A 25,928-nucleotide genomic window follows, 5' to 3' on the forward strand; every position below is an offset into this window, starting at 1 on the left:
CTCTGTCATGTACCGAAGAGCAGAGCATACCCGGCTCGTGACTCCGGCTTCATTAAAACCGTTCAACACACGGGGAAGACGTGGCGCTCGCACGCCGGCACCAGCCACGCCTTCCACCGTGGTCCGGCACTCAAGCTGCCGGAGAAGACAGACCGGACGTCACGGGTTTTCGACCTTCTGCGTCGAAATCCGCAGGTCGCGCAGGGTATCGGCCCCGTTTTCGCGGGCCTGTCGACGGGCCGCGACCGTGATGCAGATGTTCTGTGGCCGGTTGCTGCCGACCGGGCGTTCGCGGCGACAGACAAGGCGACTGTCCTCGCGCGCCTGGGTCAGCAGGGTATTGACCAGGTCCTGGTCATTGAAGACCTCGATCTTGTCCTTGTCCGGAAGACTGGCGTGCCCCCCTTTCCCCAGCAACGCATCGATGCGGCCAAGCGCGTCAACCACGCGCATGCGGTTCTCCGCGCTGATTTCACTGTAGACCTCGCCGCCCTGCAGATCATTCATGATGCGCAGGCGCTGTTCGGCGTACGGCTTGCCTTCCATCAACGGCTTTTCCGCCACAGGTGCAGCGATCGCTGACATCACCGGGAACGCGATCAATGCGGCAAAAAGCAACGTCCGTTTCATACCTCAACCTCCTGTCTGGTCATTCGCTCGACTGTAGCCTGCCTCATCGGCAGCAACAAGTGAAAAAAACAAGGCCCCGGCGAACACCGCCAGGGCCTGAAGATTCCCGATCACCGGACCCGCTGAGGAAGGCTGGCCACAGTGGGGAAAGCGTAGGACCCGGGGAATTAAAGACCCGTTAAAACCGTGCAAGCAATTCGGAATCCGGGCTCAGCGCCTGAGATTGACCACATAGTCGATCATCCGCCCGGCGACATCGCCACCGGAGACGCTCTCGATGCCCTCCAGGCCGGGGGTGGAGTTCACCTCGAGCACCAGCGGCCCGCGCCGGGAGCGGATCATGTCCACCCCGGCGATGCCCAGCCCCAGGGCCTTGGCCGAACGCACCGCGACCTGCTGCTCGGCCCGGCTGCAGACCACCGGGCCGGCGCTGCCGCCGGCATGCAGGTTCGAGCGGAAATCGCCGTCCTGGGCCTGCCGGCGCATGGTCGCGACCACCTGGTCGCCCACGACCAGGCAGCGCAGGTCGGCGCCCTCGGCCTCGGCGATGAATTCCTGCACCAGGAAGTTGGCGTACAGCCCGCGCAGCGCCTCCACCGTGCCCTTGGACGCACTGAGCTTCTCGGTGAGAATCACCCCGCGGCCCTGGGTGCCCTCGCTGAGCTTCACCACGTGCGGCGGCGGCCCCAGCATGGACAGCAGGTCATGGGTATCGTCCGGGTTGTCGCCGAATACCGTCACCGGCATGTCGATGCCTTTGGCAGCCAGCACCTGGTGCGCGCGCAGCTTGTCGCGCGCGCGCAGGATCGCGTCGGACGGATTGGGCGTGCGCGTGCCCATCATCTCGAACTGGCGCAGCACCGCGGTGCCATAGCGGGTGATGGAAGCGCCGATGCGCGGGATCACCGCGTCGAAGCCGGCCAGCGGCCGGCCCTTGTAGTGCATGCTGAAATCGCCCGCGTTGATGCGCATGTAGCAGCGCAGCGGGTCGAGGATGCGCACGGTGTGGCCGCGCGCGCGCGCCGCTTCGACCAGACGGCGGGTCGAGTACAGCTTGCTGTTGCGGGAGAGGATGGCGAGCTTCATCGCAGGGCCTGGAAGACAGGCCGGGACATCACGCCCTGCCCTGGGCTGCCGCCTCGGTGCCTGTGCGGCACCTGGAAGATGGAGCGGGTGAAGGGAATCGAACCCTCGTCGTAAGCTTGGGAAGCTTCTGCTCTACCATTGAGCTACACCCGCGCGGCGATGCGCAGTCTATGTGGACCGGGGCCTGCCGCGCAATGCCAATCTGCAGCGCGCAGGCCCGATGCCGGTCCGGGACAGGGGCGACGCCGGGACGCGGCGCCGCCCTGCAACCCGCAGCAGCGGGCTCAGAATCCGCCGCTGAACGTGGCGAACAGCGTGGCGTCGCGTGCCGATTTCTGGCCCGCGGTGGTGCTCACGCCGATATTGCTCTGCAGCCCCCACAGGTCCATCCGCGCGCCCAGCACCGCGGTGGCGTAGTTGCGGTCGAACTGCAGCCCCGGAACCTTGTAGGCACCGACGTCGGCCATGGTCTGCAGCCAGGCGCTGGCCTGCTTGCCGCCATCCTCGAACTCATGGTCGTAGGTGACCTGCACGTAGGGGCGGACGCTGCCGCCGTCGAAACGCGCCTGCCAGCCGATGCGGCCGACGGTGGAATCCACGTTCTGGTCGGCATAGCCCAGCGCGGTGGCGCTGGGGTTGCTCTCCAGGTAGCCGTCCAGCTTGACCTTCTGCCACACCACCCCGGCCACCGGGCCGTGGCGGAAGCCGCCCTGCGGGCCGAACTCATAGCCGGCATCGAGCGCGACGGCCAGGTTGCTGCCGTCGGGCGACCCCTTGTGCTCGCGGGTGGCCGGGCCCAGCTGCACCTTGCGGGTCACGTCATAGCCCAGCCAGCTGTAGCTGGCCTGCCCGTTGACCCAGGCGCGGTCGCCATACCAGCCGGCAAACACGCCCAGGGTGGTATCGGACTGGGTGAAATCGCCCATGCTGTTGCCGAAGTCCGCGTCCATGCGGCCGTAGCCGGCGAAGCCGCCGACCACCATGCCGTCGCGCGCCCAGTCGATGCCGAACAGGCCGGCCGGCGCCATGCCGTCGTACAGGTTGGCATGGTCGTAGCGCTGCATGTCGCCGCGCACGTTGCCCCACCAGCTCATGCCGTCGGCCGGACGGCCCGCGAGATGGCCGCCCACCTGGGCGGCACGGGCACGACCGGTGGTCTGCGCCGAATGGGTCAGCACCTGCTGCAGGCGCGGGCCCTCGAGCACCGAAATCGAATACTGCCCGAGGATCTGGTGTGCAGCCGTGGTCGGGTGCACGCCATCGGCGAATACATAGGTATCGGCGGCGTTGGGGGTGACGTAGTTCAGCGGGGTGCAGGTCAGCGACTGGGCGGTGACCTGCGGCTGGCACGCGGTGCCGGACACGTTGCTGAAGCCGTATGCCCCCGGGTTGGCGACGATCTCCTGCAGGATGCCGAAGGTGTCGATCGGGATGACCTGCAGGCCGGCCTGCTTCAACCCCCCGAACAGCGCGTCGTTGTAGGCCTTGGCCAGCGCGGTGCCCTGCGCCATCGCCACCGGGCCACCGGCGCGCGAGGCCGGGGTCAGGCCGATGTCGGGCAGGCTGGGCACCATCACGTACTGGGCGCCGGCCGCCTTGAGCGTGGCGACCATGCCCACCTGGCTGGCGACCGCCGCGCCGATGGTGGCCTGCGCCGGTGCGCCGCCGGCCACCGCGAACACGTCGTTGGCGCCGCCCCACACGGTGTAGAGCGCATTGGCATCGGCGCGACCGCCATTGGCCGCCAGGTAGCTGTTGAGCTGGCTCTTGAGCGACGGAATCGGCGGCAGCAGCGGGCTCAGCGGATTGCCGACATCCACATCCACGCGCGCACCGCCGGCAGCGTAGTTGTCGCCCACCTGGCCGTTGCCGTTGGGCTGGGCATTGGTGCCGTAGTAGTTGGCCAGGTAGTCGGACCAGACCCAGCCGGGGTTGGTGGTGAAGCGGCCGGCGGCCGAGGCGCCGGGATTGACCTGCACCAGGATGGGACGGAAGTAGCCGGTATCGGTCAGGCTGTCGCCGAAGAACACGGTCCTCGAGAACGGGGACTGCGCCATCGCCGGAACGGCGGCGGCGACCAGCGCCAGGGCGAGCGCGGTGCGCAGTGGACGGGAAGTGGCACGCATGGGGAGACTCCTGCACGGACGAGGAAGACGACAGCGTACGCTGCCGCATGGAACTAGTTTTTCACCGCACCACGGCAGGCTCACGCTGCACTGCCGCATGGGCTGGGCTTTTGCGGCCGTGCTGGCGAGAATGACGGCATGGATATCCAGCTCAATGGCGAAACCCGCCAGCTCCCGTCGCCGCTGACCCTGGCCGCCCTGCTGGCCGCCGAAGGCCTGGCCGAACGCCGCGTCGCGGTGGAGGTCAACGGCGAAATCGTTTCCCGGAGCCGGCACGGCCAGTGGCAACTGCACGAGGGCGACGTGGTCGAGATCGTGCACGCACTGGGCGGCGGCTGACCGGCGCCGGGCATGGCCACCGGCAACCATGCTCGCGAGGCCTGTGCCGACACCGCCCGGAAAGCACCGATGCCACCGCTGCGCGGGATGGCGCCACCTGAAAACGGGGCGGCGCCTGGCGCGATGGGCGATAATCGCCCCATGAACGCACACGTCCCCACCGATCCGCTGGTCATCGCCGGCAAGAGTTATGCGTCCCGGCTCCTGACCGGGACCGGCAAGTTCAAGGATCTGGAAGAAACCCGCCTGGCCACCGCGGCCGCCGGCGCCCAGATCGTCACCGTCGCCATCCGCCGCACCAACATCGGCCAGAACCCGGGCGAGCCGAACCTGCTCGACGTGCTGCCGCCGGACCGCTACACCATCCTGCCCAACACCGCCGGCTGCTATACCGCCGAGGACGCGGTGCGCACCTGCCGCCTGGCACGCGAACTGCTCGATGGCCACAATCTGACCAAGCTCGAGGTGCTGGGCGACCAGAAGACCCTGTACCCGGACGTGGTGCAGACCCTCAAGGCCGCCGAGCAGCTGGTCAAGGACGGTTTCGAGGTGATGGTCTACACCTCCGACGACCCGATCCTGTGCAAGCGCCTGGAGGAAATCGGCTGCGTCGCGGTGATGCCGCTGGCCGCGCCGATCGGTTCGGGCCTGGGCATCCAGAACCGGTACAACCTGATCGAGATCATCGAGAACGCCAGGGTGCCGATCATCGTCGACGCCGGCGTCGGCACCGCCTCGGACGCCGCCATCGCCATGGAGCTGGGCTGCGACGGCGTGCTGATGAACACCGCCATCGCCGGCGCGCGCAACCCGGTGCTGATGGCCAGCGCCATGCGCAAGGCGGTCGAGGCCGGCCGCGAAGCCTTCCTGGCCGGGCGCATCCCGCGCAAGCGCTACGCCAGCGCATCCTCGCCGGTGGACGGGTTGATCGGCTGATGACCAATCCCTTCGACAGCGCCGGCGCCAAGGCGCCGCCCAAGCCCTTCACCGCCACCGAAGGCCGCCGCGAGATCCGCAGCTTCGTGCTGCGCCAGGGCCGCTTCACCCCGGCCCAGCAGCGCGCGTTCGACGAGCGCTGGCCGCGTTTCGGCATCGACTTCAGCGGCCAGCCGCGCGATCTCGACGCCACCTTCGGCCGCACTGCGCCCAAGGTGCTGGAGATCGGCTTCGGCAACGGCGCCGCGCTGCGCCATGCCGCGCGGTTCGACCCCTCCAAGGATTACATCGGCATCGAGGTGCATGCCCCGGGCGTGGGCCGCCTGCTCAACGCGCTGGCCGACGACGACGCCGGCAATGTCAAGCTCTACCACCACGACGCGGTGGAAGTGCTGGAGAAGGAGATCGCAGACGGCGCGCTGGACGAGGTACGCATCTATTTCCCCGACCCGTGGCACAAGAAGCGCCACAACAAGCGGCGCCTGGTGCAGCCGGCGTTCGCCGCGCTGCTGGTGCGCAAGCTGCGCCCCGGGGGGCTGCTGCACTGCGCCACCGACTGGGCCGACTACGCCGAACAGATGTGGGACGTGCTCGACGCCACCGCAGGCCTGACCAACCGCGCCGGCCCGCGCGGCAGCGTGGCGCGCCCGGACTGGCGCCCACAGACCCATTTCGAGACCCGCGGCCAGAAACTCGGCCACGGCGTCTGGGACCTGCTCTACGACCGCACCTGACCGGGACTGAAGGAACCGCCCACGCATGGATACCGCCCTCACGCTGACGACCGACATGAAGCTCGTCCTCGGGCTGGTCGGCTTCACGATGGCGATGTTCCTGTTCGAGCGCATCCGCGCCGACGTGGTGGCGCTGGTGGTGATGGTGGTGCTGGGCGTCACCGGCCTGATCGCACCGGAGGAGATCTTCGGCGGCTTCTCCGGCAACGCGGTGATGAGCATCATCGCCACCACCATCCTCGGCGCCGGGCTGGACCGCACCGGCGCGCTGAACCGGCTGGCCGGCTGGCTGCTGCGGCGCTCGCACGGGCTGGAGCAGCGCCTGCTGCTGCTGACCAGCGCCACCGCCGGGCTCAATTCGTCGTTCATGCAGAACCCGTCGGTGATGGCGCTGTACCTGCCGGTGGCCTCGCGGCTGGCCTCGCATACCGGGCTCACCCTCAAGCGGCTGCTGCTGCCGATCACCGCCGCCATCGTGATGGGCGGCGGCCTGACCATGGTCGGCAACTCGCCACTGATCCTGCTCAACGACCTGCTGATCTCGGCCAACAACAACCTGCCCTCCGGCACTGCCACCATCGAGCCGCTGCGGATGTTCGCGCCGTTGCCGATCGGCATCGCGCTGCTGGTCGCCTCGCTGCTGTATTTCCGCTTCTTCGGCGACCGCAAGCTGTCCCGCGAAGGCGCCGAGGAGGGCGATGGCCAGACTCCGGCGCGCACCGAAAGCTACTTCGCCAAGGCCTACGGCATCGAGGGCGAGGTGTTCGAGCTGACGGTGACCGCCGAGAGCCCGCTGGTCGGGATGACCGTGGGCGAGGTCGAGAGCCTGTTCGAGGCGCCGCTGCTGCTGGCGCTGAAGACCGGCAACGACACCCGCCTGGCGCCGCCGGCGGACATGCGCATCTGGGTCGGCAGCGTGATCGGCGCGATGGGCCCGCGCCAGCCGGTATCCGACTTCGCGCAGAACCAGTTCCTGCGCATGTCCTCGCGCCTGCGCACCCTCGGCGACCTGTTCAACCCCAGTCGCGCCGGCATCTCCGAGGCGGTGGTCCCGCCGACCTCGAAGCTGATCGGCAAGACCGCCGGCCAGCTGCGGCTGCGCAAGGAGCGCGGCATCAGCCTGCTGGCGATCAACCGCGACAAGCAGGTGATCCGCGAGGACGTGCGCAACGTGGCGCTGCGCGCCGGCGACATGCTGGTATTCCACAGCATATGGCAGGACCTGGCCGCCGCCGCCGAGAGCCGCGACTTCGTGGTGGTCACCGACTACCCCAAGGGCGAACAGCGCCCGCACAAGTTCAAGATCGCCATGGCGATCTTCGCCATCACCATCATCATCGCGCTGACCTCGCACCTGCCGGTGGCGCTGACCCTGCTCACCGGGGTGGCCGGCATGCTGCTCACCGGCGTGCTGCGCATGGACGAGGCCTATGCCTCGATCAACTGGAAGACCATCTTCATGATGGCCGGGCTGATCCCGCTGGGCTGGGCCATGGATTCCAGCGGCGCGGCGGCCTGGGTCGCCGGCCACACCATCGACAAGCTGCCGGCCGGCATCCCGATCTGGGTGCTGGAACTGGCGCTGGCGGTGCTGACCACCGCGTTCTCGCTGGTGATCAGCCATGTCGGCGCCACCATCGTCACCGTGCCGATCGCGGTCAACCTGGCGCTGGCCGCCGGCGGCAACCCCACCGCGTTCGCGCTGATCGTGGCGCTGTCGGCCTCCAACAACCTGATGACCGCCTCCAACCCGGTGATCTCGATGGTGATGGGCCCGGCCAAGTACACCCCGCGCGAGATGTGGCGCGTCGGCGGCCCGCTGTCGCTGATCTACACGCTGGTGGTGGTGGTGATGGTCAACCTGATGTTCTGAGCGCCGCGCCGCACGCGTGGCGCGGCAGCGGGATCAGCCCAGCAGCACCCTGCCGTCCTCCACCCGTACCGGCACCGCGCGCAGCGCGTCGCCCTTGCACGGCCCGGACACGCAGTTGCCTCCCTGCAGCTCGAACGCGGCGCCGTGCACCGCGCAGACCAGGTGGCCATCGCGACTCTTCAGGAACTGCCCCGGCGCCCAGTCGAGCGGACGGCCGGCATGCGGGCAGACATTGAGCCACGCCCGTACCTGGGCGCCTTCGCGGTACAGGATCACCGGCTCGGCATCGCCCTCGACCATCGCCTCCACCAGGAGGAACCCCGGGTCGGGCAGGGCGTCGAGCCGGGCCAGCTCGACGGCGGAAGGGACGGACATGGACATCGCGGGACCGCATGACAGCAGGAAATTGCGCCGATTGTCGCACGCCGGCCAGGCCCGCCCGGCCAGGGGCCCGCATGAATGCGCGACCTCATTTAACGACAAATTCACTCATTGGCCCGCATCCCCACCGATACTTCGGCCAGCCAAATCGTCATACCACCGACATGCAGATCCGTTACTTCCAGTTCGCCACCCTCCGCAACCTGTTCGCGCCGCGCAAGCCGCGCAACCCGTTGCTGCGGATCGCGCTGGGCCTGCTGGGCCTGGCGATCCTCGCGGTACTGGTCGTGGCCGGGCTGTTCGTCGGCGCGGCGATGATCCTGGTCGGCCTGACCTGGAAGCTGCTGGCCGCGCGCAGGGCGCGTGCCGCGGGCAAGGCCGCCGGCAACGTGATGGACGGCGAGTACCGCGTGGTGCGCAAGCCGGCGCTGCCGCACGCCCACTGACGGCGGGCGTCCCCGACAGGCTTCGACACCCGCGCCCGGCCCCTGCCGGGCGTGTTGCATCCGGCCCGGCCGCGACTGCCCCGCGCGCACGATGCGCAGCCGTCCGCTGTCCCGCCCGCATGGCCGCCGGTACTACCAACGCGACGGCGACGTCCGGCATCATGCGGCCAGCCCCGTTTCCGGACCGACCATGACCGACCTGATTCCCGCTCCGCCCGTTCCCCGCATCCCGGTGGCCGGCGGCGGCACCTTCCCCGTGCGCCGCATCTACTGCGTGGGCCGCAACTTCGCCGACCATGCACGCGAGATGGGCGCCAATGCACCTGCATCGGCCGCCGAGCGTGGGCAGCCGATGTTCTTCATGAAGCCGGCCGACGCCATCGTCACCGGCGATGCGCCGGTTCCCTACCCGCCGGCCACCGCCGACCTGCACCATGAGGTCGAGCTGGTGGTCGCACTGGGCCAGGACGCGCCGGACGGCGTGCTGCCGGTCGACCAGGCCATGTCGCTGGTGCTGGCCTACGGCGTCGGCCTGGACCTGACCCGTCGCGACCTGCAGGCCGCGGCCAAGGCCAAGGGCGGGCCGTGGGACATCGCCAAGGGTTTCGATCATTCCGCACCGGTCAGCATGCTGGTGCCCGCCACGCAGGTAGGCGAGCTGGCGCCGCTGGAACTGTCGCTGGAGGTCAATGGCCAGACGCGGCAGCACTCCACGCTGGACAACATGATCTGGAACGTGCCGGAAATCCTGCACGAACTGTCCAGGCTCTATGCGTTGCGCGCCGGCGACCTGGTGTTCATGGGCACCCCGGCGGGCGTGGCCGCGCTGCAGCCCGGCGACCGCTTCAGCGCGCGGCTGGGCAACATCGCGCGCCGCGACGGCATGATCGCCGGATGACCGGTGTCGGGGTAGTCTGTGCCTGCCCCCTTACACGCTTTACAGGAGAAACCCGTGGGAATGATCAGTGAGTTCAAGGAGTTCGCGATGCGCGGCAACGTCATCGACCTGGCGGTCGGTGTCGTGATCGGCGGCGCGTTCGGCAAGATCGTCACCTCGCTGGTGGACAAGGTGATCATGCCGCCGATCGGCTGGCTGATCGGCAATGTCGATTTCTCCAAGCTGGCCTGGACGCTGGCGCCGGCGCGGGTAGCCGCCGACGGCACCGAGATCCCGGCGGTGGTGGTCGGCTATGGCGACTTCATCAACACGGTGGTGCAGTTCGTCATCGTCGCCTTCGCCATCTTCATGGTGGTCAAGGTGGTCAACCGGCTGTCGCGCAAGAAGGAGGAGGCGCCCGCCGCACCGGCCGCGCCGAGCGAGGAAGTGCTGTTGCTGCGCGAGATCCGCGACACCCTCAGGAAGTGATGCACCCGCCGGGGCGATGACCTCCAGCACGGTTGCACCGGAAGCCGCGGGCGTATGCTCGCGGCTTCTTTGTCTGCGAACCCCTCGCAGCCGCCGCGCACGCACCGGTGCGCCCCCGACCGACCTGGAGCCCGCCATGCGCCGCCTCACCTTCGCCATCGCCGCCGTGCTCGCCTGTGCCAGCGTACAGGCCGCCCCCACCCGCATTCCCGAGCAGGCGCTGGCCAGGGCCGTGGAACTGCGCGAGCAGGCACTGGCCGACGATACCGGCTGGAAGGTGGTCGAATCGCTGACCACCGAAGTCGGCCCGCGCCTGGCCGGCAGCGAGGCCGATGCGCGCGCGGTGGAATGGGCCAAGGCGAAGTTCAGGGCGCTGGGCTTCGACAGGGTATGGACCGAACCGGTCACCTTCCCCAAGTGGGAGCGCCGCAGCGAGCAGGCGCAGGTACTGGGCGCGCATGCGCAGCCGCTGGCGATCACCGCCCTGGGCGGCAGCCCGGCCGGTACCGCCGAGGGCGAGGTGGTGCGCTTCGACAGCCTGGATGCGCTGAAGGCGGCACCGGCCGGGTCGCTGGCCGGCAAGATCGCCTTCATCGACTACCAGATGACCCGCAGCCGCAGCGGCGAGGACTACGGCATCGGCGGCACGGTGCGCAGCCGCGGCCCCTCCGAGGCGATCCGCAAGGGCGCGCTCGGCTACATCATGCGCTCGGCCGGCACCGATTCGCACCGCGTGCCGCATACCGGCATCACCCGCTTCGACGAAGGCCTGACCCCGGTGCCGTCGGCAGCGCTGTCGGTGCCCGACGCGGAGCAGCTGGCGCGGCTGGTCGCGCGCGGCCCGACCCGGATCCGCATGACCCTGGACTGCGGCTGGGACGGCAGCTACACCTCGCAGAACGTGATCGGCGAAATCACCGGCCGCGAGCTGCCGAAGGAAGTGGTGGTGATCGGCGGCCACCTCGACTCCTGGGACCTGGGCACCGGCGCAGTTGATGACGGCGCCGGCATCGGCATCACCATGGCCGCCGGCCACCTGATCGGCCAGCTCAGGCAGGCGCCCAGGCGCAGCATCCGGGTGATTGCCTTCGCCAACGAGGAACAGGGCCTGCATGGCGGATTCGCCTATGCCGCCGCACGCGTGAAGGCCAGGGAAATCCCGCTGCAGCACATCGCCGCCGAGAGCGACTTCGGTGCCGGCCGCATCTACGCCTTCAACACCGGCTCGGGCAACCCCGCCGGATCGCGCGAGGCCACCGCGCAGATCGCCCGGGTACTGGCGCCGCTGGGCATCGAGTACCGCCCGGACCAGGGCGGCCCCGGCCCGGACGTGGGCCCGCTGGCGGCCAAGGGCGGTGCGTGGGCGTGGCTGGCCCAGGATGGAACCGACTACTTCGACCTGCACCACACCGCCGACGACACCCTGGACAAGATCGACCCGAAGGCGCTGGCGCAGAACGTGGCTGCCTATACCGTGTTCGCCTATATGGCCGCCGAGTCCGAAGGCAGCTTCGGCAGCGAAGCCAGGGACGTGGTGCCGCCCAAGGAATGACCCGCGACGCGCGCCCGGCAGCGGGCGCGGGCGTGGCAACGCAGCAGCGCCCCCGTCGCCGGGGGCGTTGTCGCATACGGGCATCGCCGGCATCAGCTGGCGTCAACGGCACATCTGGGATAATGCCGGCATCGTCCCACCCCCGCGTCCGTCGTGGACGCCTGCAACGACAAGGCAGCCGACATCATGTCCCGATCCCTCCGCATCGCCCTGGCGCAGTACGACTTCCCGGTCGGCGACGTGGCCGGCAACAGCGCGCGCATCATCGAACTGGCGCAGATCGCCCGCGACGAGTACGGCGCCGACGTGGTGCTGTTCCCCGAATTGGCGGTCAGCGGCTACCCGCCGGAAGACCTGCTGCTGCGCCCCGCGTTCCTGCGCGAGTGCGAGCAGGCGGTCGCCCGCATCGCGTCGCAGGTCCAGGGCATCGTCGCGGTGCTGGGCTGGCCGCAGAGTGCCGGCGCGGTGGTGTACAACGCCGCCAGCGTCTTGCGCGACGGTGCCATCGCCGCCACCTACCGCAAGCGCGAACTGCCCAACTACGCGGTGTTCGACGAGCGCCGCTACTTCGACGTCGACCCGGATGGCGGCAACTGCGTGTTCGAGGTCGGCGGGGTCAAGCTGGGCCTGCTGGTCTGCGAGGACCTGTGGTTCGCCGAGCCGCTGGCCGCCACCGTGGCCGAAGGCGCCGAACTGGTGCTGGTGGCCAATGCCTCGCCCTACGAGCGCGGCAAGCATGCCCAGCGCGACGCACTGCTGGCCGAACGCAGCCGCGACAGCGGCGCCGCCATCGCCTACGTCAACCTCGTCGGTGGCCAGGACGCACTGGTGTTCGACGGCGCCTCGGTCGTGGCCGACGGCAGCGGCACGGTACACCCGGCGGCGCTGGCCTTCGCCGAGGAAATGCTGGTGGTCGACTACGACGCCGACACGCGCGCGTTCGTGCCGATGCGCTGGATCGACGACGGCGACGAGAGCATGGACGCGCTGGCCTGGCGCGCGATCACCCGCGGGATCCAGGACTACTGCCGCAAGAACGGCTTCGGCAAGGTCTGGCTGGGCCTGTCCGGCGGCATCGATTCGGCGCTGGTGCTGGCGCTGGCGGTCGATGCGCTGGGCGCGGACAACGTCACCGCGGTGGCGCTGCCGTCGCGCTATACCGCCGACCTGTCCAACGACCTGGCCGCCGAGCAGTGCCGCGCGCTCGGGGTGAAGCTGGAGTCGGTGCCGATCGAGCCCGCCTTCCAGGGCCTGATGCAGTCGCTGTCGACCCTGTTCCAGGGCCAGGCCGCGGATGTGACCGAGGAGAACCTGCAGTCGCGCAGCCGGGGCGTGATCATGATGGCGCTGTCCAACAAGTTCGGCGGGCTGCTGCTGACCACCGGCAACAAGAGCGAATACGCGGTCGGCTACGCCACCATCTACGGCGACATGTGCGGTGGCTATGCGCCACTGAAGGACCTGTACAAGACCGAGGTCTACGGCCTGTCGAAGTGGCGCAACACCGTCGGCGGCGCGCCGGTGATCCCGCCGGCGGTGATCGCGCGCGCGCCCTCGGCCGAACTGCGCGAGAACCAGACCGACCAGGATTCGCTGCCGGCCTACGACGTGCTCGACGGCATCCTCTACCGCTACATCGACCAGGAGCAGTCGCGCGGCGACATCGTCGGCGCCGGCTATGCGCCGGAGGTGGTGGACCGGGTGCTGCGGCTGGTACGCACCAGCGAATGGAAGCGGCACCAGGCCGCACCCGGCCCGAAGATCTCGCGCCGTGCATTCGGCCGCGAGCGGCGCTATCCGATCAGCAACGGCTATCGCGGCTAGTCACCGGATTCGTCCTGCGCAGCGGCGCCCTCCTGCCGCTGCGGCAAGCCGGCGTGGCGGACAGCCGCGGCCGGAGTCGGTGCTGCCGGCAGGCCGGGGGACGCAGCAGCGGCGTGGCCGCGCGCCTCAGCCCCTGGCCTGGCGGCTGCGCCAGCCGGCCAGGAACACCGCGGTGGCCGCGGCGACGTTGAGGCTTTCCACCGCGCCGGTGCCGGGAATGGACAGGCGCAGGTCGCAGCTCTGCGCGAAGCCGCGGTCCATGCCCTCGCCCTCGGCACCCATCACGTAGACCATGCGCGGCGGCAACGGCGTGGCGAACAGGTCCTGCCCGCCCTCCACCAGCGTCGCGGCCAGCGCGAAGCCGGCATCGCGCAGCTGCGACAGCGCCTGCGGCAGCGCCGGCAGGCGCACCAGCGGCACCGCTTCGGCACCGCCCTCGGCGACACGGGCGGCGGCCCCGGACAGGCTCAGCGTGGATTCGGCCGGCAACAGGATGCCGGCCGCACCGAAGTGCGCGGCCGAGCGCAGGATCGCGCCGAAGTTGTGCGGGTTGCCCACGCCATCCAGCCACAGCGCCAGCACCGGCCCCTCGCCCAGCGCCGCCAGCCAGGCGGCCAGCGGCTGCGGCTCGGCGCGCAGCACGTCGGCCACCACGCCCTCGTGGTGGGTGGTGGCGGCGAGCTTGTTGAGGTCGCCCTCGCCGACCACGCGGTAGCCGACGCGGTTGCCCACGCACCACTTGAGCAACGGCTGCAGGCGCGGAATCAGCGCCTCGGCCAGGTACAGCTTGCGCAACGCCTGCGGGCGGCGCGCATGCATCGCCAGTACCGCGTTGACGCCATACAGGCGCAGTTCGTCGTTGCCGCGTACCGGACCGGAGCCATCGCCGCGCGCGCCCGAAGGCGGCAGCGGCGTGGCGCGCGGCGGGCGCGCGGAGGGACGACGATTGTTCCAGGGGCTGTTCACTGCCGTTGCACTCGCTTATTTGTTGCCGCGCCAGAAATCGGCGTTGCGGATGCCCAGCGCATCCGGGTCGAACGTCGGATCCAGGCCCAGCTTCTTCTGCCGCTCGTAGTCGGACAGCGCCAGCATCGCCGGCTTCTGCAGGATCAGGATCGCGATCACGTTGAGCCAGGCCATCAGGCCGACGCCGATGTCGCCCAGCGCCCACGCCATCTTGGCGTTGTGGAAGGCGCCGAACACCACCATGCCCATGATGCCCAGGCGCAGCAACAGCGTCGCCGCCGGATGCGTGCGGTTGCTGCCGGCCAGGTAGGTCAGGTTGGTCTCGGCCATGTAGTAGTAGGCCATGATGGTGGTGAAGGCGAAGAAGAACAGCGCCAGCGCCACGAAGCCCGCGCCCCAGCCCGGCAGCACCGACTCGACCGCGGCCTGGGTGAACAGCGCACCCTCAGAGGGCGCCACGCCGGGCACCCCGCTCACGATCGCCTCCAGCTTCTGCACGCCGCCTTCGGTGACCTCGCGGAACACGTTGTACATGCCGGTGGACAGCAGCAGGAAGGCGGTGGAGGTGCACACCAGCATGGTGTCGAAGTAGATGGCGAACGCCTGCACGTAGCCCTGCTTGGCCGGGTGCGAGACCTCGGCCGCGGCGGCCGCGTGCGGGCCGGTACCCTGGCCGGCCTCGTTGGCATAGATGCCGCGCTTCACGCCCCAGGCGATGGCCTGGCCGATGATGCCGCCGAAGGCCGCATGCGCGCCGAAGGCGCTGGAGAAGATGTCGGCGAACATCGCCGGCACCTTGCCGGCGTTGAGCATCATCACCACGACGGCCATCAGGATGAAGCCCAGCGCCATGAACGGCACGATCACTTCGGCGAAGCTGGCGATGCGCTTGACCCCGCCGAAGATGATCACGCCCAACAGCACCGCGACCGCGATGCCGATCCACAGCTTCATGCTGGCGGCGCCGCCCAGCGAAGCGCAGGCATCGGCGCCGGTGCACAGCACGTTGACCGCGCTGTCGGCGATGGCGTTGGCCTGTACGCCCGGCAGCAGGAAGCCGGCGGCGACCACCGTGGCCACGGCGAAGACCGCCGCGTACCACTTCAGGCCCATCGCCTTTTCGATGTAGTACGCCGGGCCGCCGCGGTAGCGGCCTTCCGCATCCTTGGTCTTGTAGATCTGCGCCAGGGTCGACTCGACGTAGGAGGTGGAGGCGCCGAGGAAGCCCATCACCCACATCCAGAAGATCGCGCCCGGGCCGCCGTAGGCGATGGCGGTGGCCACGCCGGCGATGTTGCCGATGCCCATGCGCCCGGCCATCGACATGGCCAGCGCCTGGAACGAGGAGACACCGGCATCGGACTTCTGCCCGCGCACGGTGAGCCGGCACATCTCCGCAAAGCCGCGGATCTGCATGAAACGGGTACGCAGGGTGAACCACAGCCCTGCGCCCAGGCACATGAAGATCAGCGCATTGCTCCAGATGATGCCATTTACATATTCGACGATGGATTCCACACGATCTCCCCGGGTGGCTGATGGTAGGCGGGTGCCGGCTTCAGGAACCGGCGATTCTTCCACGATTGCATGGCCCTGTGCAGGGCCGTCACGACCCCGGCGGCCACGCCCGCAGGCGGGCGAAGCAGCGCATGTCGTGCAGTACGCCATCCTTGAACACGGCCTGGCGCTCCAGGCCTTCCTCGATGAAACCGGTCTTGAGCAGCACCCGCGCCGAGGCGGGATTGCCGGTCATGACCTGTGCCGCCAGCCGGTACAGGCCCAGTTCGTCCATCACCCACGGCGCGAAACCGTCCACGACCGTGGTCATGATGCCCTGCCCCCAGTGGCGCCGCCCCAGCCAATAGCCCAGGGTCGCGCCATGGCGGCGTTCGCCGCTGCCCTGCTGCACGCCGATGCCGCCGCAGGCCTCACCGTCGATCTCCAGCGCGAACACCGGCCCGGACAGGTCCAGCACCCGCCCGGACAGGAACGCTTCGCCGTCGGCACGGGTGTAGGGATAGGGGAAGCGCGTGCCCAGCCCGCGCGACACCGCCGCATCATCGGCATGCCGCAGCAGCGACTCCAGGTCGTCCGCCCGCCAGTGGCGCAGCCGTACCGCGCCGATGGCGGGCGGCTCACGCATGCCCGCCCACCGATGGCGTGTCGCGTTCCTGCCTGGCCAGCTCGTTGGCCACCGTTTCCGGCGACTGGGTGTAGGGCGCCAGCAGCGCGTAGAACGCCGGCACCACGAACAGCGACAGGAAGGTGGAGACGGCGACGCCGAAGATCACCACGATGCCGATGGTGCCGCGGCTGGCCGAACCCGGGCCGCCGGCCAGCACCAGCGGCACCGCGCCGACCACGGTGGCGATGGAGGTCATCAGGATCGGGCGCAGGCGCACCGTCGATGCCTCGACGATGGCCTGGTGCACGTTGCGGCCCTCGTCGCGCAGCTGGTTGGCGAACTCCACGATCAGGATGCCGTTCTTCGCCGCCAGGCCGACCAGCATGACGATGCCGATCTGGCTGAACAGGTTGAGCGTGCCGCCGCTGACGTACAGGCCGATGAAGGCGCCGAGCACGCCCAGCGGCACGGTGAGCATGATCACCAGCGGGTGGATGAAGCTCTCGAACTGCGCGGCCAGCACCAGGTAGACCACCAGCAGCGCCATGGCGAAGGTCAGCAGCACCGCGCCACCGGCGCTCTGGTACTCGCGCGACTCGCCCTTCCAGTCGATCTGCGCGTACTCGGGCAGTTCCTCGCGCGCCACCTGCTGCACCCAGGCGATGGTCTCGCCCAGCGTGTGGCCGGGGGCGACGCTGGCGCTGATGGTGATCGAGCGCAGCCGGTTGAAGCGGTTCAGGGTGCCGGCCTCGGCCACCTCGCTGAGGCGGACCAGGTTGGACAGCGGCACCAGTTCGCCCGACCTTGCGCGCACCTGGATCGCGGCCAGGTCGGCCGGCGACGCGCGGCCCTCGCGGCCGGCCTGCACCAGCACGTCGTATTCCTCGCCGTTGTCGACGAAGGTGGTGACGCGGCGCGAGCCCATCATGGTTTCCAGCGCGCGGCCGATGTCGGTCACGCTCACGCCCAGGTCGGCGGCACGCTGGCGGTCGATGTTGACCCGCATCTGCGGCCGGGTTTCCTTGTAGTCCGAATCGGCGCCGACCAGGCCCGGGTAGTCGGCCATGCGCGCCAGCAGGCGGTCGCGCCACTGCGCGATCTCCGCGTACTCCGGTCCGCCCAGCACCACCTGGAACGGCTGCCCGAAGCTGCGCACCAGGCCGCCGCCGACCTGGGTACGCACGCGCACCCCGCTCAGTCCATCCAGCTCCTTCTGCAGCGCGCCGGCGACGTCGGCGGTGGCCTCCTCGCGCTGCCGCCACGGCTGCAGGAACACGCTGATGCGGCCGGTGTGCATTTCCTCGCTGTTGCCCCAGCCGCCCGGCACGCGCGGGTTGGCGCGCACGATGGGCTCCTCGGGGCCGACGAAGCGGTCGACGATGCGCTCGACCTGCTGCACCTGGCCGACGGTGTAGTCGAAGCCGGCGCCTTCCGGGCCGTCGATGATGATCTGGAACGAACCGCGGTCCTCGGCCGGCGCCAGCTCCGAGGGCAGCAGCCGGAACAGGCCCCAGCTGGCACCCAGCGCGGCCAGCATCACCAGCCCGAACACCCAGCTGCGCTGCACGTGGCGGTCCAGCACGCGGCCGTAGGCCGCCGCCACGCGCGCCAGCTGGCGGTCGACGAAGCGGTTGATGCGGCTGGGCCGGCGCTCGCTGTGCGGCCTGAGCAGCTTGGAGGCCATCATCGGGGTCAGGGTCAGCGCGACGAAGGCCGACAGCGCCACCGCCGCGGCCAGCGCCACCGCCAGCTCGCGGAACAGGCGGCCGGTGTTGCCTTCGAGGAACCCCACCGGCAGGAACACCGCCACCAGTACCGCGGTGGTGGCGATCACCGCGAACGCCACCTGCGTGGTGCCGCGCCGCGCGGCGACCAGCGGCGGTTCGCCCAGGTCGATGCGCCGCTGCACGTTCTCCACCACCACGATGGCGTCGTCCACCACCAGGCCGATGCACAGCACCAGCGCCAGCAGGGTGAACAGGTTGATCGAGAAGCCGAAGGCGAACAGCGCGATGAACGCCGCCACCAGGCACACCGGTACCGTCACCGCCGGGATCAGCGCCGCGCGCAGGCTGCCCAGGAACAGCCAGATCACCACCAGCACCAGGAGCATCGCCTCCACCAGGGTGGCGTAGACGCGCTCCACCGCCGCCTCGATGAACGTGGTGTTGTCGAAGGCGACGAAGATCCGGGTGCCGGCCGGCAGGGTCCTGGCGATGCGTTCGGCCTCGGCGCGGGTCGCGCGGGCCACGTCCAGCGCGTTGGCGGTGGAGGTCTTGACGATGCCCATGCCGATGCCGGGCTCGCCGTTGCTGCGGTAGTAGGCGCGGCGCTCGGCCGAGGCCAGCTCCACCCTGGCCACGTCGCCCAGCCGCACCACGTAACCGTCGCTGCCCTTGCCCAGCGGGATGCTGGCGAAATCGGCCGGGGCCACGTAGCTGCGTTCCACGCGCAGGGTGAAGTCGCGGTCGGTCGATTCGATGCGGCCGGCCGGCAGTTCCACGTTCTCGTTGCGCAACGCCGCTTCCACCTCGCCCACGGTCAGGCCGCGCGCGGCCAGCTGGTCGCGGTCCAGCCAGATGCGCATGGCATAGCGCTGGCGCCCGCCGATGCGCACCTGGGCCACGCCGTCGATGCTGGAGAAACGGTCGACCACGTAGCGCTCGGCGTAGTCGCTGAGCTCCAGCGTGTCCATCGTCGAGGAGCTCATGTTGAACCAGATGATCGGGTCGGCGTCGCTCTCGACCTTGGCGATCTCCGGCGGGCGCGCCTCTTCGGGCATGCGGTCGGCGACGCGGCTGACCGCATCGCGCACGTCATTGGCGGCAGCCTCGATGTCGCGGTTGGCGGTGAACTCGATGCTCACCGACGCGCGGCCGTTGGTGCTGCGCGCGTTGATGGTGTCGATGCCCTCGATGCCGGCCAGGGCGTCTTCCAGCACCTGGGTGATGCGACTCTCGATCACCGCGGCCGAGGCGCCGGTGTAGTCGACCGACACCGAGACGATGGGCGGGTCGATCGCCGGCAGCTCGCGCAGGGTCAGGCGGTTGAAGGACATCAGCCCCAGCACCACCAGCAGCAGGCTCATCACCACGGCCAGTACCGGCCGCTTGATCGACAGGTCCGACAGCTTCATTCGCTGCGGGCCCCGGCGGCGGCCGGTTCGGCCCTGGCATCGGCGATGCGCAGGCCCGGGCGCAGCTTGCCGGTACCGTCGACCACGATGCGCTGGCCGGCTTCCAGGCCCTGCATGATCTCGACCACGCCGGAACGGCGGGTGCCGGTCTTCACGTCGACGCGCTCGACGGTGGCATCGCCCTTGACCCGGAACACGTAGGAATCACGGCCGACCTGGACCACCGCGATCTCCGGGATCACCAGTGCCTTGCGCTCGGGACGGAACACGCGCACATCCAGCAGCATGCCCGGGCGCAGCGCATGGTCGGGGTTGGAGAAATCGGCGCGCACGGTGACCGCACGGCTGCCCGGGTCGACGCGCGCATCGATGGTGCTGACCTCGCCTTCGAAGCTGCGCCCCGGATAGGCGATGCTGCTGCCGCTGACCTTGTCGCCGGGCTTGAGCGAAGCCAGCTCGGCTTCCGGCACCTGGAAATCGACATGCATCCGCGAGATGTCGTCGAGCGTGGCGATGACCGTGGCCGGGGTGACCAGCGAGCCGGGGCTGACCTGGCGGATGCCCAGCACGCCGGCGAACGGCGCCCGCACCTGGCGATCGGCCACATCCGCGCGCATCTGCCGCACCCGCGCCTCGGCCGCGTCACGGATCGACTTCTGGGTGTCCAGGGTGGAACTGGCGACCAGCTGCTGGGTGGCCAGCTCGCTCTGCCGCCGGTACAGGCGGTCGGCCTCGTCGAAGGTGGCCTGGGCCTGGGCCAGCGCGGCCTGCTGCGCTTCGATGCGCAGGGTCACCAGCGGCGCGCCGGCGCTGACTTCCTGGCCACTGTCGAAATGCACCGCGTCGATGATCTCGCTGACCTTGGCGGTGACCGCCACCGATTCGCGCGCCTTGGTGGTGCCGATCGCCTGCAGGGTGTCGTTCCACGCCGAGTGCGCGACCACCTGGGTGGTCACCGGCACGGCGGCCCCCGGCGCGCGCGGCGCATCGCCGGTACCCCGGCCGCAACCGGCCAACACCAGCGCCAAGACAGTGCCACCGGCCAGGATGGCCGCAAAACGCCCCAACATACGCAGTTCCGTCGAATACACGATCGGGCAGTCTAGCCGGCGCCGGTGAAGGGCCGGATGTGCCATTGGGTGGGGCCATGGCACACCCCGAAGGAGGGCGCCCATTACCTGGCGTTATGGCCGGGGACCACCCCGCGGCGAAGGGCCGGGAAGCCGGGCCGCCGCGACGGACGGCGCAGGGCCCGCGCCCGCGCCCGCGCCCGGGACATGATGGATGCCGGTGCCACCGGAGGGACGCCCGGCACGCGCCGGGCGGGCATCCATCCGCCCTGACCGGGGGCCTGGATCCGCCGGGCGGCGGACGCGTGCGGCGTGCGGCCTGCGCCGTACCGCATGCCATGGCCCGGCCAATGGCACGGGCAGCATCGACGGCGCACGCCCGACCCGACCCCCGTCTCCGGGCGGAGCGGGCCGGGCCGGACCGGCGTCTCAGCGCAGCGCCAGCCGCACCACCTGGTCGGCCATCGCGTCCAGCGCCTCGCCATCGGCATACAGGTGCAGCTCCGGCGCTTCCGGTGGCTCGTAGGGCGAATCGATGCCGGTGAAGTTGGGAATCTGCCCGGCCCGCGCCTTGCGGTACAGGCCCTTCACGTCGCGCGCTTCGGCGACCTCCAGCGGCACGTCGACGAAGATCTCGATGAACTCGCCCCCGGCGAAACGCTCGCGCGCCATCTGCCGCTCGGCTCGGAACGGCGAGATGAAGCTGACCAGCACGATCAGGCCGGCGTCGACCATCAGCCGGGCCACCTCGGCCACGCGGCGGATGTTCTCCACCCGGTCCTCGTCGGTGAAGCCCAGGTCGCGGTTCAGGCCATGGCGGACGTTGTCGCCATCGAGCAGGAAGGTGTGGCAGCCGCGCGCATGCAGGCGCTTCTCGACCTGGTTGGCGATGGTGGACTTGCCCGCGCCGGACAGGCCGGTGAACCACAGCACCCGCGGGGTCTGTCCCTTGATGCGCGCACGCGCGGCCCGGTCCACGTCCAGGTGCTGCCAGTGCACGTTGCCGGCGCGACGCAGGGCGAAGTCCAGGGTGCCGGCGGCGACGGTGGCGTTGCTCTGGCGGTCGATCAGGATGAAGCCGCCCAGCGCGCGGTTGCGCGCATACGGTTCGAAGGCGATCGGCTCGTCCAGCGACAGGTTGCAGTAGCCGACCTCGTTCAATTCCAGCCGCTTGGCCGCCAGCTTGTCCTGCGTGTTCACGTCGACGCGGTGCTTGATCTCGCTGATGCTGGCAGCCACGGTACGGCTGCCGATCTGCAGCCAGTACGGCCGCCCGGGCAGCAGCGCGGCATCGTCCATCCACAGCACGTGCGCGGCGAACTGGTCGGCCACCTCGGGCGGGTCGCCGGCGGCGGCGATGACATCGCCACGGCTGACGTCGATCTCGTCGGCCAGGACCAGGGTCACCGCCTGGCCGGCACGGGCGACGTCCAGCGGGCCATCCGGGCCCAGTACCTCGCGCACCGTCGAACGCCGCGCCGACGGCAGCACCACCACCGCGTCGCCGGCGCGCACCTGGCCGGCGGCGAGGGTGCCGGCGAAACCGCGGAAATCCTGGTGCGGCCGGTTCACCCACTGCACCGGCAGGCGCAGGCCGCCACCGGCGCCATGGCCGGCGATGGCCATCGTGTCCAGGTGTTCGAGCAGGGTCGGGCCGGCGTACCACGGCATCAGCGCCGAGCGCGCGGACAGGTTCTGCCCTTCCAGCGCCGACAGCGGGATGGCCTGCACGTGGGCGATGCCCATCTGCGCGGCCAATGCCGCGTACTCGCCGGCGATACGTTCGAACACCGCCGCGTCGTAATCGACCAGGTCCATCTTGTTGACCGCCAGCACCACCTGGCCGATGCCCAGCAGCGAGATGATGTAGCTGTGGCGGCGGGTCTGCTGCAGCAGCCCCTTGCGCGCGTCCACCAGCACCACCGCCAGGTCGGCGGTGGAGGCGCCGGTGGCCATGTTGCGGGTGTACTGCTCGTGGCCCGGGCAGTCGGCGACGATGTACTTGCGCCGGTCGGTGTCGAAATAGCGATAGGCCACGTCGATGGTGATGCCCTGCTCGCGCTCGGCGGCCAGCCCGTCCAGCAGCAACGCGTAGTCGATGCGCTCGCCCTGGGTGCCATGGCGGCGGCTGTCGGCCTCCAGCGCGACCAACTGGTCGTCGAACAGGCGCTTGCTCTCGTACAGCAGCCGCCCGATCAGCGTGCTCTTGCCATCATCGACGCTGCCGCAAGTGATGAAACGCAGCAGGGGCTTGGATTCGTGCTGCTGCAGGTACGTGGCGATATCGGAAGGCATTGCCGGTGCGTTCATCAGAAATAGCCCTCCAGCTTCTTCTTCTCCATCGACGCGGACGGGTCGTGGTCGATCACCCGGCCCTGCCGCTCGGAGCTGGTGGACACCAGCATTTCGGCGATGATCTTCTCCAGCGTGTCGGCCTGCGATTCGATGGCGCCGGTCAGCGGGTAGCAGCCCAGCGTGCGGAACCGCACCCTGCGCTGCTGCGGCACCTCGCCCGGCAGCAACGGCAGGCGCCCGTCGTCGACCATGATCAGGCTGCCGTCGCGCTCGACGACCGGGCGCTCGGCGGCGAAGTACAGCGGCACCACCGGGATCTGCTCGCGGTAGATGTAGAGCCAGATGTCCAGCTCGGTCCAGTTGGACAGGGGGAACACGCGCACGCTCTCGCCGGGGTGGATGCGCGCGTTGTACAGGTTCCACAGCTCCGGGCGCTGGTTCTTGGGATCCCAGCGATGGCGGTCGTTGCGGAACGAGAACACGCGCTCCTTGGCCCGCGACTTCTCCTCGTCGCGACGCGCGCCGCCGATGGCCGCATCGAACTTCCACTTGTCCAGCGCCTGCTTCAGGCCCTGGGTCTTCATCACGTCGGTGTGCACGGACGCGCCATGGCTCACCGGGCCGATGTCGCGGGCGATGCCATCGGGATTGATGTGCACGCGCAGGTCCACGCCGGTCTCGGCGACACGGCGGTCGCGGAAGGCGATCATCTCGCGGAACTTCCAGCGCGTATCCACGTGCAGCAGCGGGATCGGCGGCACCCCGGGCGCGAATGCCTTGAGCAGCAGGTGCAGCAGCACCGAGCTGTCCTTGCCGACCGAATACAGCAGCACCGGGTTGGCGAACCCGGCCGCGACCTCGCGCAGGATGTGGATGCTCTCGGCTTCCAGCCGGTCCAGGTGCGACAGGGGAGCGGTAACGGTCATTGCGGAAGACTCGGCGCCTGCACGTGTTGAGAGAACGGGGGGAAGGGTAACAGCGCAGCCGGGCACAGGTTCCCGGCGGGACGGCGAGTGTGCGCCCCATCCACCCCGTGCAGAAATAAACGCAGGGCATGAACCGATAACCGCGCATCCTTTCCCGCGCATCGCGCGGCTCCCTAGCATCGGTCACCCCAACCCAGACCGGACAGGACATGACCGCCGTCGTCGCCACCGTGCCACCCAGCCCCCTGCCCGAAGAACGCAGGGCGCTGCTGGCGCGCCTGGTGGAGGGCCTGGACGGCAACAGCCTGTGGTGGCTGTCCGGCTTCGCCGCCGGCCTCGCCCAGGGCCATCCGCCGCCGTCGCTGGCGGTGATTGCCGGCGGCCCGCCCACCGCGCAGGCCGCAGGGCGCCTGACCATCGTCTACGGCAGCCAGACCGGCAACGCGCGCCGTGCCGCCGAGCAGCTGGCCGGCGATGCCGAGGCCGCCGGACTGGCGGTGCGGCTGCTGCGCGCCGACGCCTACCCCACCCGCGAGCTGGCCGGCGAGCGCCTGCTGTACATCGTCATCAGTACCCAGGGCGAAGGCGATCCGCCGGACGACGCCATCGGCCTGGTCGAATTCATCGCCGGCAGGCGCGCGCCGAAACTGCCCGGACTCAGGTATGCCGTGCTCGGCCTGGGCGACTCCAGCTACGTCGACTTCTGCGGCATCGGCCGCAGGCTGGATGCGCGCCTGGCCGAACTGGGCGCGCAGCGCCTGCAGCCGCTGGGCGAGGCCGACCTGGACATCGACAGCGTGGCCACGCCCTGGCGCACGCGGGCCCTGGCCGATGCGCGCCAGGTGCTGGGCGAAGGCGTTGCGGCGGCCACCAGCAACGTCACCCCGCTGCGCCACGGCCAGGGCGGCGCACACGGCGCCGCGCATCCGTTCCCGGCCGAACTGCTGGCGCGGCACCTGATCAGCGGCCGCGACTTCAAGGGCCCGGGCTATGGCCAGTACGGTCGCATCGACAAGCGCGTGCATCACCTCGAACTGTCGCTGGAAGGCAGTGGCCTGCACTACGAGCCGGGCGACGCGCTGGGCATCGTCCACCGCAATCCACCGCAACTGGTCGATGCCATCCTCGCCGCCACCGGGCTGGATGGCGACACCGGCGTCAGCCACGACGGCCACGACCGCCCACTGGCGCAGTGGCTGGGCGGGCACCGCGAGCTGACCCGCATCTCGCGCCCGCTGCTGGCCACCGTGGCCGAACGCAGCGGCAACGCCGACCTTGCCGGCCTGCTGCAGCCGGCCCGCGCCGACGAGCTGGCCGTGGTGTTCGCCGACCACCAGCTGGTCGACGTGCTGCAACGCTGGCCGGCCGACTGGGACGCCAGCGCCCTGGTTGCCGCGCTGCGCCCGGCCGCGCATCGCCTGTATTCGATCGCCACCAGCCGCAAGCGGGTGGGCGAGGAAGTGCACCTGACCGTCGACGAACTGGCCTACGACGCGCATGGCCGTGGCCATGTGGGCGCCGCCAGCGCGTTCCTCGCCGCGCTGGAGGAAGGCGCGCAGGTGCCGGTGTTCGTCGAGCCGAACGAGCGCTTCCGCGTTCCCGCCGACGCCAGCCGCGACATCATCATGATCGGCCCCGGCACCGGCGTGGCGCCGTTCCGCGGCTTCGTCCAGGAGCGCGCCGAGACCGGCGCCAGCGGCCGCAACTGGCTGTTCTTCGGCGCGCGTCACTTCAACTCCGATTTCCTCTACCAGGTCGAGTGGCAGGAGGCCCTGCAGAAGAAGGAGCTGCATCGCCTCGACCTGGCCTTCTCGCGCGACCAACCGTATTCCCCGCACAGGGAGGTGCGGGCAGTTGCGGGGGACCCGCACCAACGAATCTACGTGCAGCAGCGTCTGCGCGAGCGCGGCCGCGACCTGTACGACTGGCTGCAGGGCGGCGCGCACCTGTACGTATGCGGCGCCATCGCCATGGGCAGGGACGTGCACGCCGCGCTGCTGGAGGTGATCGCCGCGCACAACGGCGGCGATGCCGACGCCGCGGCCGACTATCTGTCCGCGCTGCAGCGCGAAGGCCGCTACGCCCGCGACGTGTACTGAAGCCGCCGCCGCGGCCCA

20 protein-coding genes, 1 tRNA gene and 1 pseudogene are annotated in these 25,928 nt (G+C 70.0%); 10 read left to right on the forward strand and 12 right to left on the reverse strand.

Translation table 11 applies throughout. The features are described from left to right. Positions 1-159: 159 nt before the first annotated feature. The 4 genes from F0P95_RS16230 to F0P95_RS16245 form a co-directional block, all read right to left on the reverse strand. Positions 160-630, reverse strand: a complete 471-nt coding sequence (locus F0P95_RS16230) for a hypothetical protein (protein ID WP_182335092.1) — start codon at positions 628-630, stop codon at positions 160-162. Positions 631-840: 210 nt separating this feature from the next. Next, complete coding sequence (gene rimK / locus F0P95_RS16235) at positions 841-1,716, reverse strand: 30S ribosomal protein S6--L-glutamate ligase (protein ID WP_182335093.1); 876 nt, start codon at positions 1,714-1,716, stop codon at positions 841-843. 79 nt (positions 1,717-1,795) lie between these two features. After that, positions 1,796-1,869, reverse strand: a tRNA-Gly gene (locus F0P95_RS16240). Positions 1,870-2,000: 131 nt separating this feature from the next. Beyond that, complete coding sequence (locus F0P95_RS16245) at positions 2,001-3,842, reverse strand: autotransporter outer membrane beta-barrel domain-containing protein (protein WP_182335094.1); 1,842 nt, start codon at positions 3,840-3,842, stop codon at positions 2,001-2,003. Positions 3,843-3,980: 138 nt separating this feature from the next. Here F0P95_RS16245 and thiS point away from each other — a divergent pair, with 138 nt between their 5' ends. The 4 genes from thiS to F0P95_RS16265 all read left to right on the forward strand — a co-directional run bounded on the left by thiS (position 3,981) and on the right by F0P95_RS16265 (position 7,724). Continuing rightward, positions 3,981-4,181 (forward strand): sulfur carrier protein ThiS, encoded by a 201-nt coding sequence (thiS, locus tag F0P95_RS16250; RefSeq protein WP_182335095.1) that lies wholly within the window; start codon positions 3,981-3,983, stop codon positions 4,179-4,181. 141 nt (positions 4,182-4,322) lie between these two features. Then, on the forward strand, positions 4,323-5,117 hold the full coding sequence (locus tag F0P95_RS16255; protein WP_182335096.1) for a thiazole synthase: 795 nt from the start codon (positions 4,323-4,325) through the stop codon (positions 5,115-5,117). Beyond that, on the forward strand, positions 5,117-5,851 hold the full coding sequence (gene trmB, locus F0P95_RS16260; protein ID WP_182335097.1) for a tRNA (guanosine(46)-N7)-methyltransferase TrmB: 735 nt from the start codon (positions 5,117-5,119) through the stop codon (positions 5,849-5,851). Before F0P95_RS16255 ends, trmB begins: the two co-directional genes overlap by 1 nt. Before the next feature lie 25 nt (positions 5,852-5,876). After that, positions 5,877-7,724: an SLC13 family permease gene (locus F0P95_RS16265; RefSeq protein ID WP_182335098.1), complete on the forward strand. Its 1,848-nt coding sequence runs from the start codon at positions 5,877-5,879 to the stop codon at positions 7,722-7,724. A gap of 33 nt (positions 7,725-7,757) precedes the next feature. On the opposite strand, the gene F0P95_RS16270 is transcribed toward F0P95_RS16265, so the two are convergent. Continuing rightward, positions 7,758-8,099: a Rieske (2Fe-2S) protein gene (locus F0P95_RS16270; RefSeq protein ID WP_182335099.1), complete on the reverse strand. Its 342-nt coding sequence runs from the start codon at positions 8,097-8,099 to the stop codon at positions 7,758-7,760. 170 nt (positions 8,100-8,269) lie between these two features. Between F0P95_RS16270 and F0P95_RS16275 the strand changes: the two genes are divergently transcribed. The 5 genes from F0P95_RS16275 to F0P95_RS16295 all read left to right on the forward strand — a co-directional run bounded on the left by F0P95_RS16275 (position 8,270) and on the right by F0P95_RS16295 (position 13,293). After that, positions 8,270-8,551, forward strand: coding sequence for a hypothetical protein (locus F0P95_RS16275; protein WP_182335100.1), 282 nt, complete (start codon positions 8,270-8,272; stop codon positions 8,549-8,551). A gap of 190 nt (positions 8,552-8,741) precedes the next feature. Then, on the forward strand, positions 8,742-9,449 hold the full coding sequence (locus F0P95_RS16280; protein WP_182335101.1) for a fumarylacetoacetate hydrolase family protein: 708 nt from the start codon (positions 8,742-8,744) through the stop codon (positions 9,447-9,449). Between the two features lie 54 nt (positions 9,450-9,503). Continuing rightward, positions 9,504-9,917 (forward strand): large-conductance mechanosensitive channel protein MscL, encoded by a 414-nt coding sequence (gene mscL / locus F0P95_RS16285; protein WP_054667277.1) that lies wholly within the window; start codon positions 9,504-9,506, stop codon positions 9,915-9,917. A gap of 136 nt (positions 9,918-10,053) precedes the next feature. Continuing rightward, positions 10,054-11,469 carry a M28 family peptidase gene (locus tag F0P95_RS16290; protein WP_182335102.1) on the forward strand — a complete coding sequence of 472 codons (1,416 nt, stop codon included), beginning with the start codon at positions 10,054-10,056 and terminating at the stop codon, positions 11,467-11,469. A gap of 186 nt (positions 11,470-11,655) precedes the next feature. Beyond that, positions 11,656-13,293 (forward strand): NAD+ synthase, encoded by a 1,638-nt coding sequence (locus F0P95_RS16295; RefSeq protein ID WP_182335103.1) that lies wholly within the window; start codon positions 11,656-11,658, stop codon positions 13,291-13,293. 126 nt (positions 13,294-13,419) lie between these two features. Here F0P95_RS16295 and F0P95_RS16300 read toward each other — a convergent pair whose 3' ends face one another. From F0P95_RS16300 to cysD, 7 genes and pseudogenes are all read right to left on the reverse strand, one after another. Further along, the gene (locus F0P95_RS16300) at positions 13,420-14,259 is read right to left on the reverse strand and encodes a TrmH family RNA methyltransferase (RefSeq protein WP_182335104.1); all 840 of its coding nucleotides are present in this window, start codon (positions 14,257-14,259) and stop codon (positions 13,420-13,422) included. A 15-nt stretch (positions 14,260-14,274) separates the two neighbouring features. Then, on the reverse strand, positions 14,275-15,720 hold the full coding sequence (locus F0P95_RS16305) for an alanine/glycine:cation symporter family protein (protein ID WP_425515943.1): 1,446 nt from the start codon (positions 15,718-15,720) through the stop codon (positions 14,275-14,277). A gap of 145 nt (positions 15,721-15,865) precedes the next feature. Further along, positions 15,866-16,402, reverse strand: a complete 537-nt coding sequence (locus F0P95_RS16310) for a GNAT family N-acetyltransferase (protein WP_182335106.1) — start codon at positions 16,400-16,402, stop codon at positions 15,866-15,868. After that, complete coding sequence (locus tag F0P95_RS16315; protein WP_182335107.1) at positions 16,395-19,520, reverse strand: efflux RND transporter permease subunit; 3,126 nt, start codon at positions 19,518-19,520, stop codon at positions 16,395-16,397. The genes F0P95_RS16310 and F0P95_RS16315 overlap by 8 nt, the downstream gene beginning before the upstream one ends. Further along, the gene (locus tag F0P95_RS16320) at positions 19,517-20,590 is read right to left on the reverse strand and encodes an efflux RND transporter periplasmic adaptor subunit (RefSeq protein ID WP_182335108.1); all 1,074 of its coding nucleotides are present in this window, start codon (positions 20,588-20,590) and stop codon (positions 19,517-19,519) included. The genes F0P95_RS16315 and F0P95_RS16320 overlap by 4 nt, the downstream gene beginning before the upstream one ends. A 429-nt stretch (positions 20,591-21,019) precedes the next feature. Next, positions 21,020-22,873, reverse strand: a pseudogene (cysN, locus tag F0P95_RS16325) (sulfate adenylyltransferase subunit CysN); the annotation flags it as partial. A 26-nt stretch (positions 22,874-22,899) separates the two neighbouring features. After that, positions 22,900-23,811, reverse strand: coding sequence for a sulfate adenylyltransferase subunit CysD (cysD, locus tag F0P95_RS16330; RefSeq protein WP_182335110.1), 912 nt, complete (start codon positions 23,809-23,811; stop codon positions 22,900-22,902). A 209-nt stretch (positions 23,812-24,020) separates the two neighbouring features. Here cysD and F0P95_RS16335 point away from each other — a divergent pair, with 209 nt between their 5' ends. Next, positions 24,021-25,910: an assimilatory sulfite reductase (NADPH) flavoprotein subunit gene (locus F0P95_RS16335; RefSeq protein ID WP_182335111.1), complete on the forward strand. Its 1,890-nt coding sequence runs from the start codon at positions 24,021-24,023 to the stop codon at positions 25,908-25,910. Positions 25,911-25,928 lie beyond the last annotated feature (18 nt).

Source organism: Stenotrophomonas acidaminiphila, from assembly GCF_014109845.1.
GTDB classification, from domain to species: domain Bacteria; phylum Pseudomonadota; class Gammaproteobacteria; order Xanthomonadales; family Xanthomonadaceae; genus Stenotrophomonas; species Stenotrophomonas acidaminiphila.

Bases quoted from the DNA above. Each gene is read 5' to 3' on its own strand.
- F0P95_RS16290 (WP_182335102.1), top strand. From the start codon at position 10,054: ATGCGCCGCCTCACCTTCGCCATCGCCGCCGTGCTCGCCTGTGCCAGC.
- F0P95_RS16230 (WP_182335092.1), bottom strand. From the start codon at position 630: ATGAAACGGACGTTGCTTTTTGCCGCATTGATCGCGTTCCCGGTGATG.
- rimK (WP_182335093.1), bottom strand. From the start codon at position 1,716: ATGAAGCTCGCCATCCTCTCCCGCAACAGCAAGCTGTACTCGACCCGC.
- F0P95_RS16245 (WP_182335094.1), bottom strand. From the start codon at position 3,842: ATGCGTGCCACTTCCCGTCCACTGCGCACCGCGCTCGCCCTGGCGCTG.
- F0P95_RS16265 (WP_182335098.1), top strand. From the start codon at position 5,877: ATGGATACCGCCCTCACGCTGACGACCGACATGAAGCTCGTCCTCGGG.
- cysD (WP_182335110.1), bottom strand. From the start codon at position 23,811: ATGACCGTTACCGCTCCCCTGTCGCACCTGGACCGGCTGGAAGCCGAG.
- thiS (WP_182335095.1), top strand. From the start codon at position 3,981: ATGGATATCCAGCTCAATGGCGAAACCCGCCAGCTCCCGTCGCCGCTG.
- F0P95_RS16270 (WP_182335099.1), bottom strand. From the start codon at position 8,099: ATGTCCGTCCCTTCCGCCGTCGAGCTGGCCCGGCTCGACGCCCTGCCC.
- F0P95_RS16295 (WP_182335103.1), top strand. From the start codon at position 11,656: ATGTCCCGATCCCTCCGCATCGCCCTGGCGCAGTACGACTTCCCGGTC.
- trmB (WP_182335097.1), top strand. From the start codon at position 5,117: ATGACCAATCCCTTCGACAGCGCCGGCGCCAAGGCGCCGCCCAAGCCC.
- F0P95_RS16335 (WP_182335111.1), top strand. From the start codon at position 24,021: ATGACCGCCGTCGTCGCCACCGTGCCACCCAGCCCCCTGCCCGAAGAA.
- F0P95_RS16280 (WP_182335101.1), top strand. From the start codon at position 8,742: ATGACCGACCTGATTCCCGCTCCGCCCGTTCCCCGCATCCCGGTGGCC.
- F0P95_RS16310 (WP_182335106.1), bottom strand. From the start codon at position 16,402: ATGCGTGAGCCGCCCGCCATCGGCGCGGTACGGCTGCGCCACTGGCGG.
- F0P95_RS16255 (WP_182335096.1), top strand. From the start codon at position 4,323: ATGAACGCACACGTCCCCACCGATCCGCTGGTCATCGCCGGCAAGAGT.
- F0P95_RS16275 (WP_182335100.1), top strand. From the start codon at position 8,270: ATGCAGATCCGTTACTTCCAGTTCGCCACCCTCCGCAACCTGTTCGCG.
- F0P95_RS16315 (WP_182335107.1), bottom strand. From the start codon at position 19,520: ATGAAGCTGTCGGACCTGTCGATCAAGCGGCCGGTACTGGCCGTGGTG.
- F0P95_RS16305 (WP_425515943.1), bottom strand. From the start codon at position 15,720: ATGTGCCTGGGCGCAGGGCTGTGGTTCACCCTGCGTACCCGTTTCATG.
- F0P95_RS16320 (WP_182335108.1), bottom strand. From the start codon at position 20,590: ATGTTGGGGCGTTTTGCGGCCATCCTGGCCGGTGGCACTGTCTTGGCG.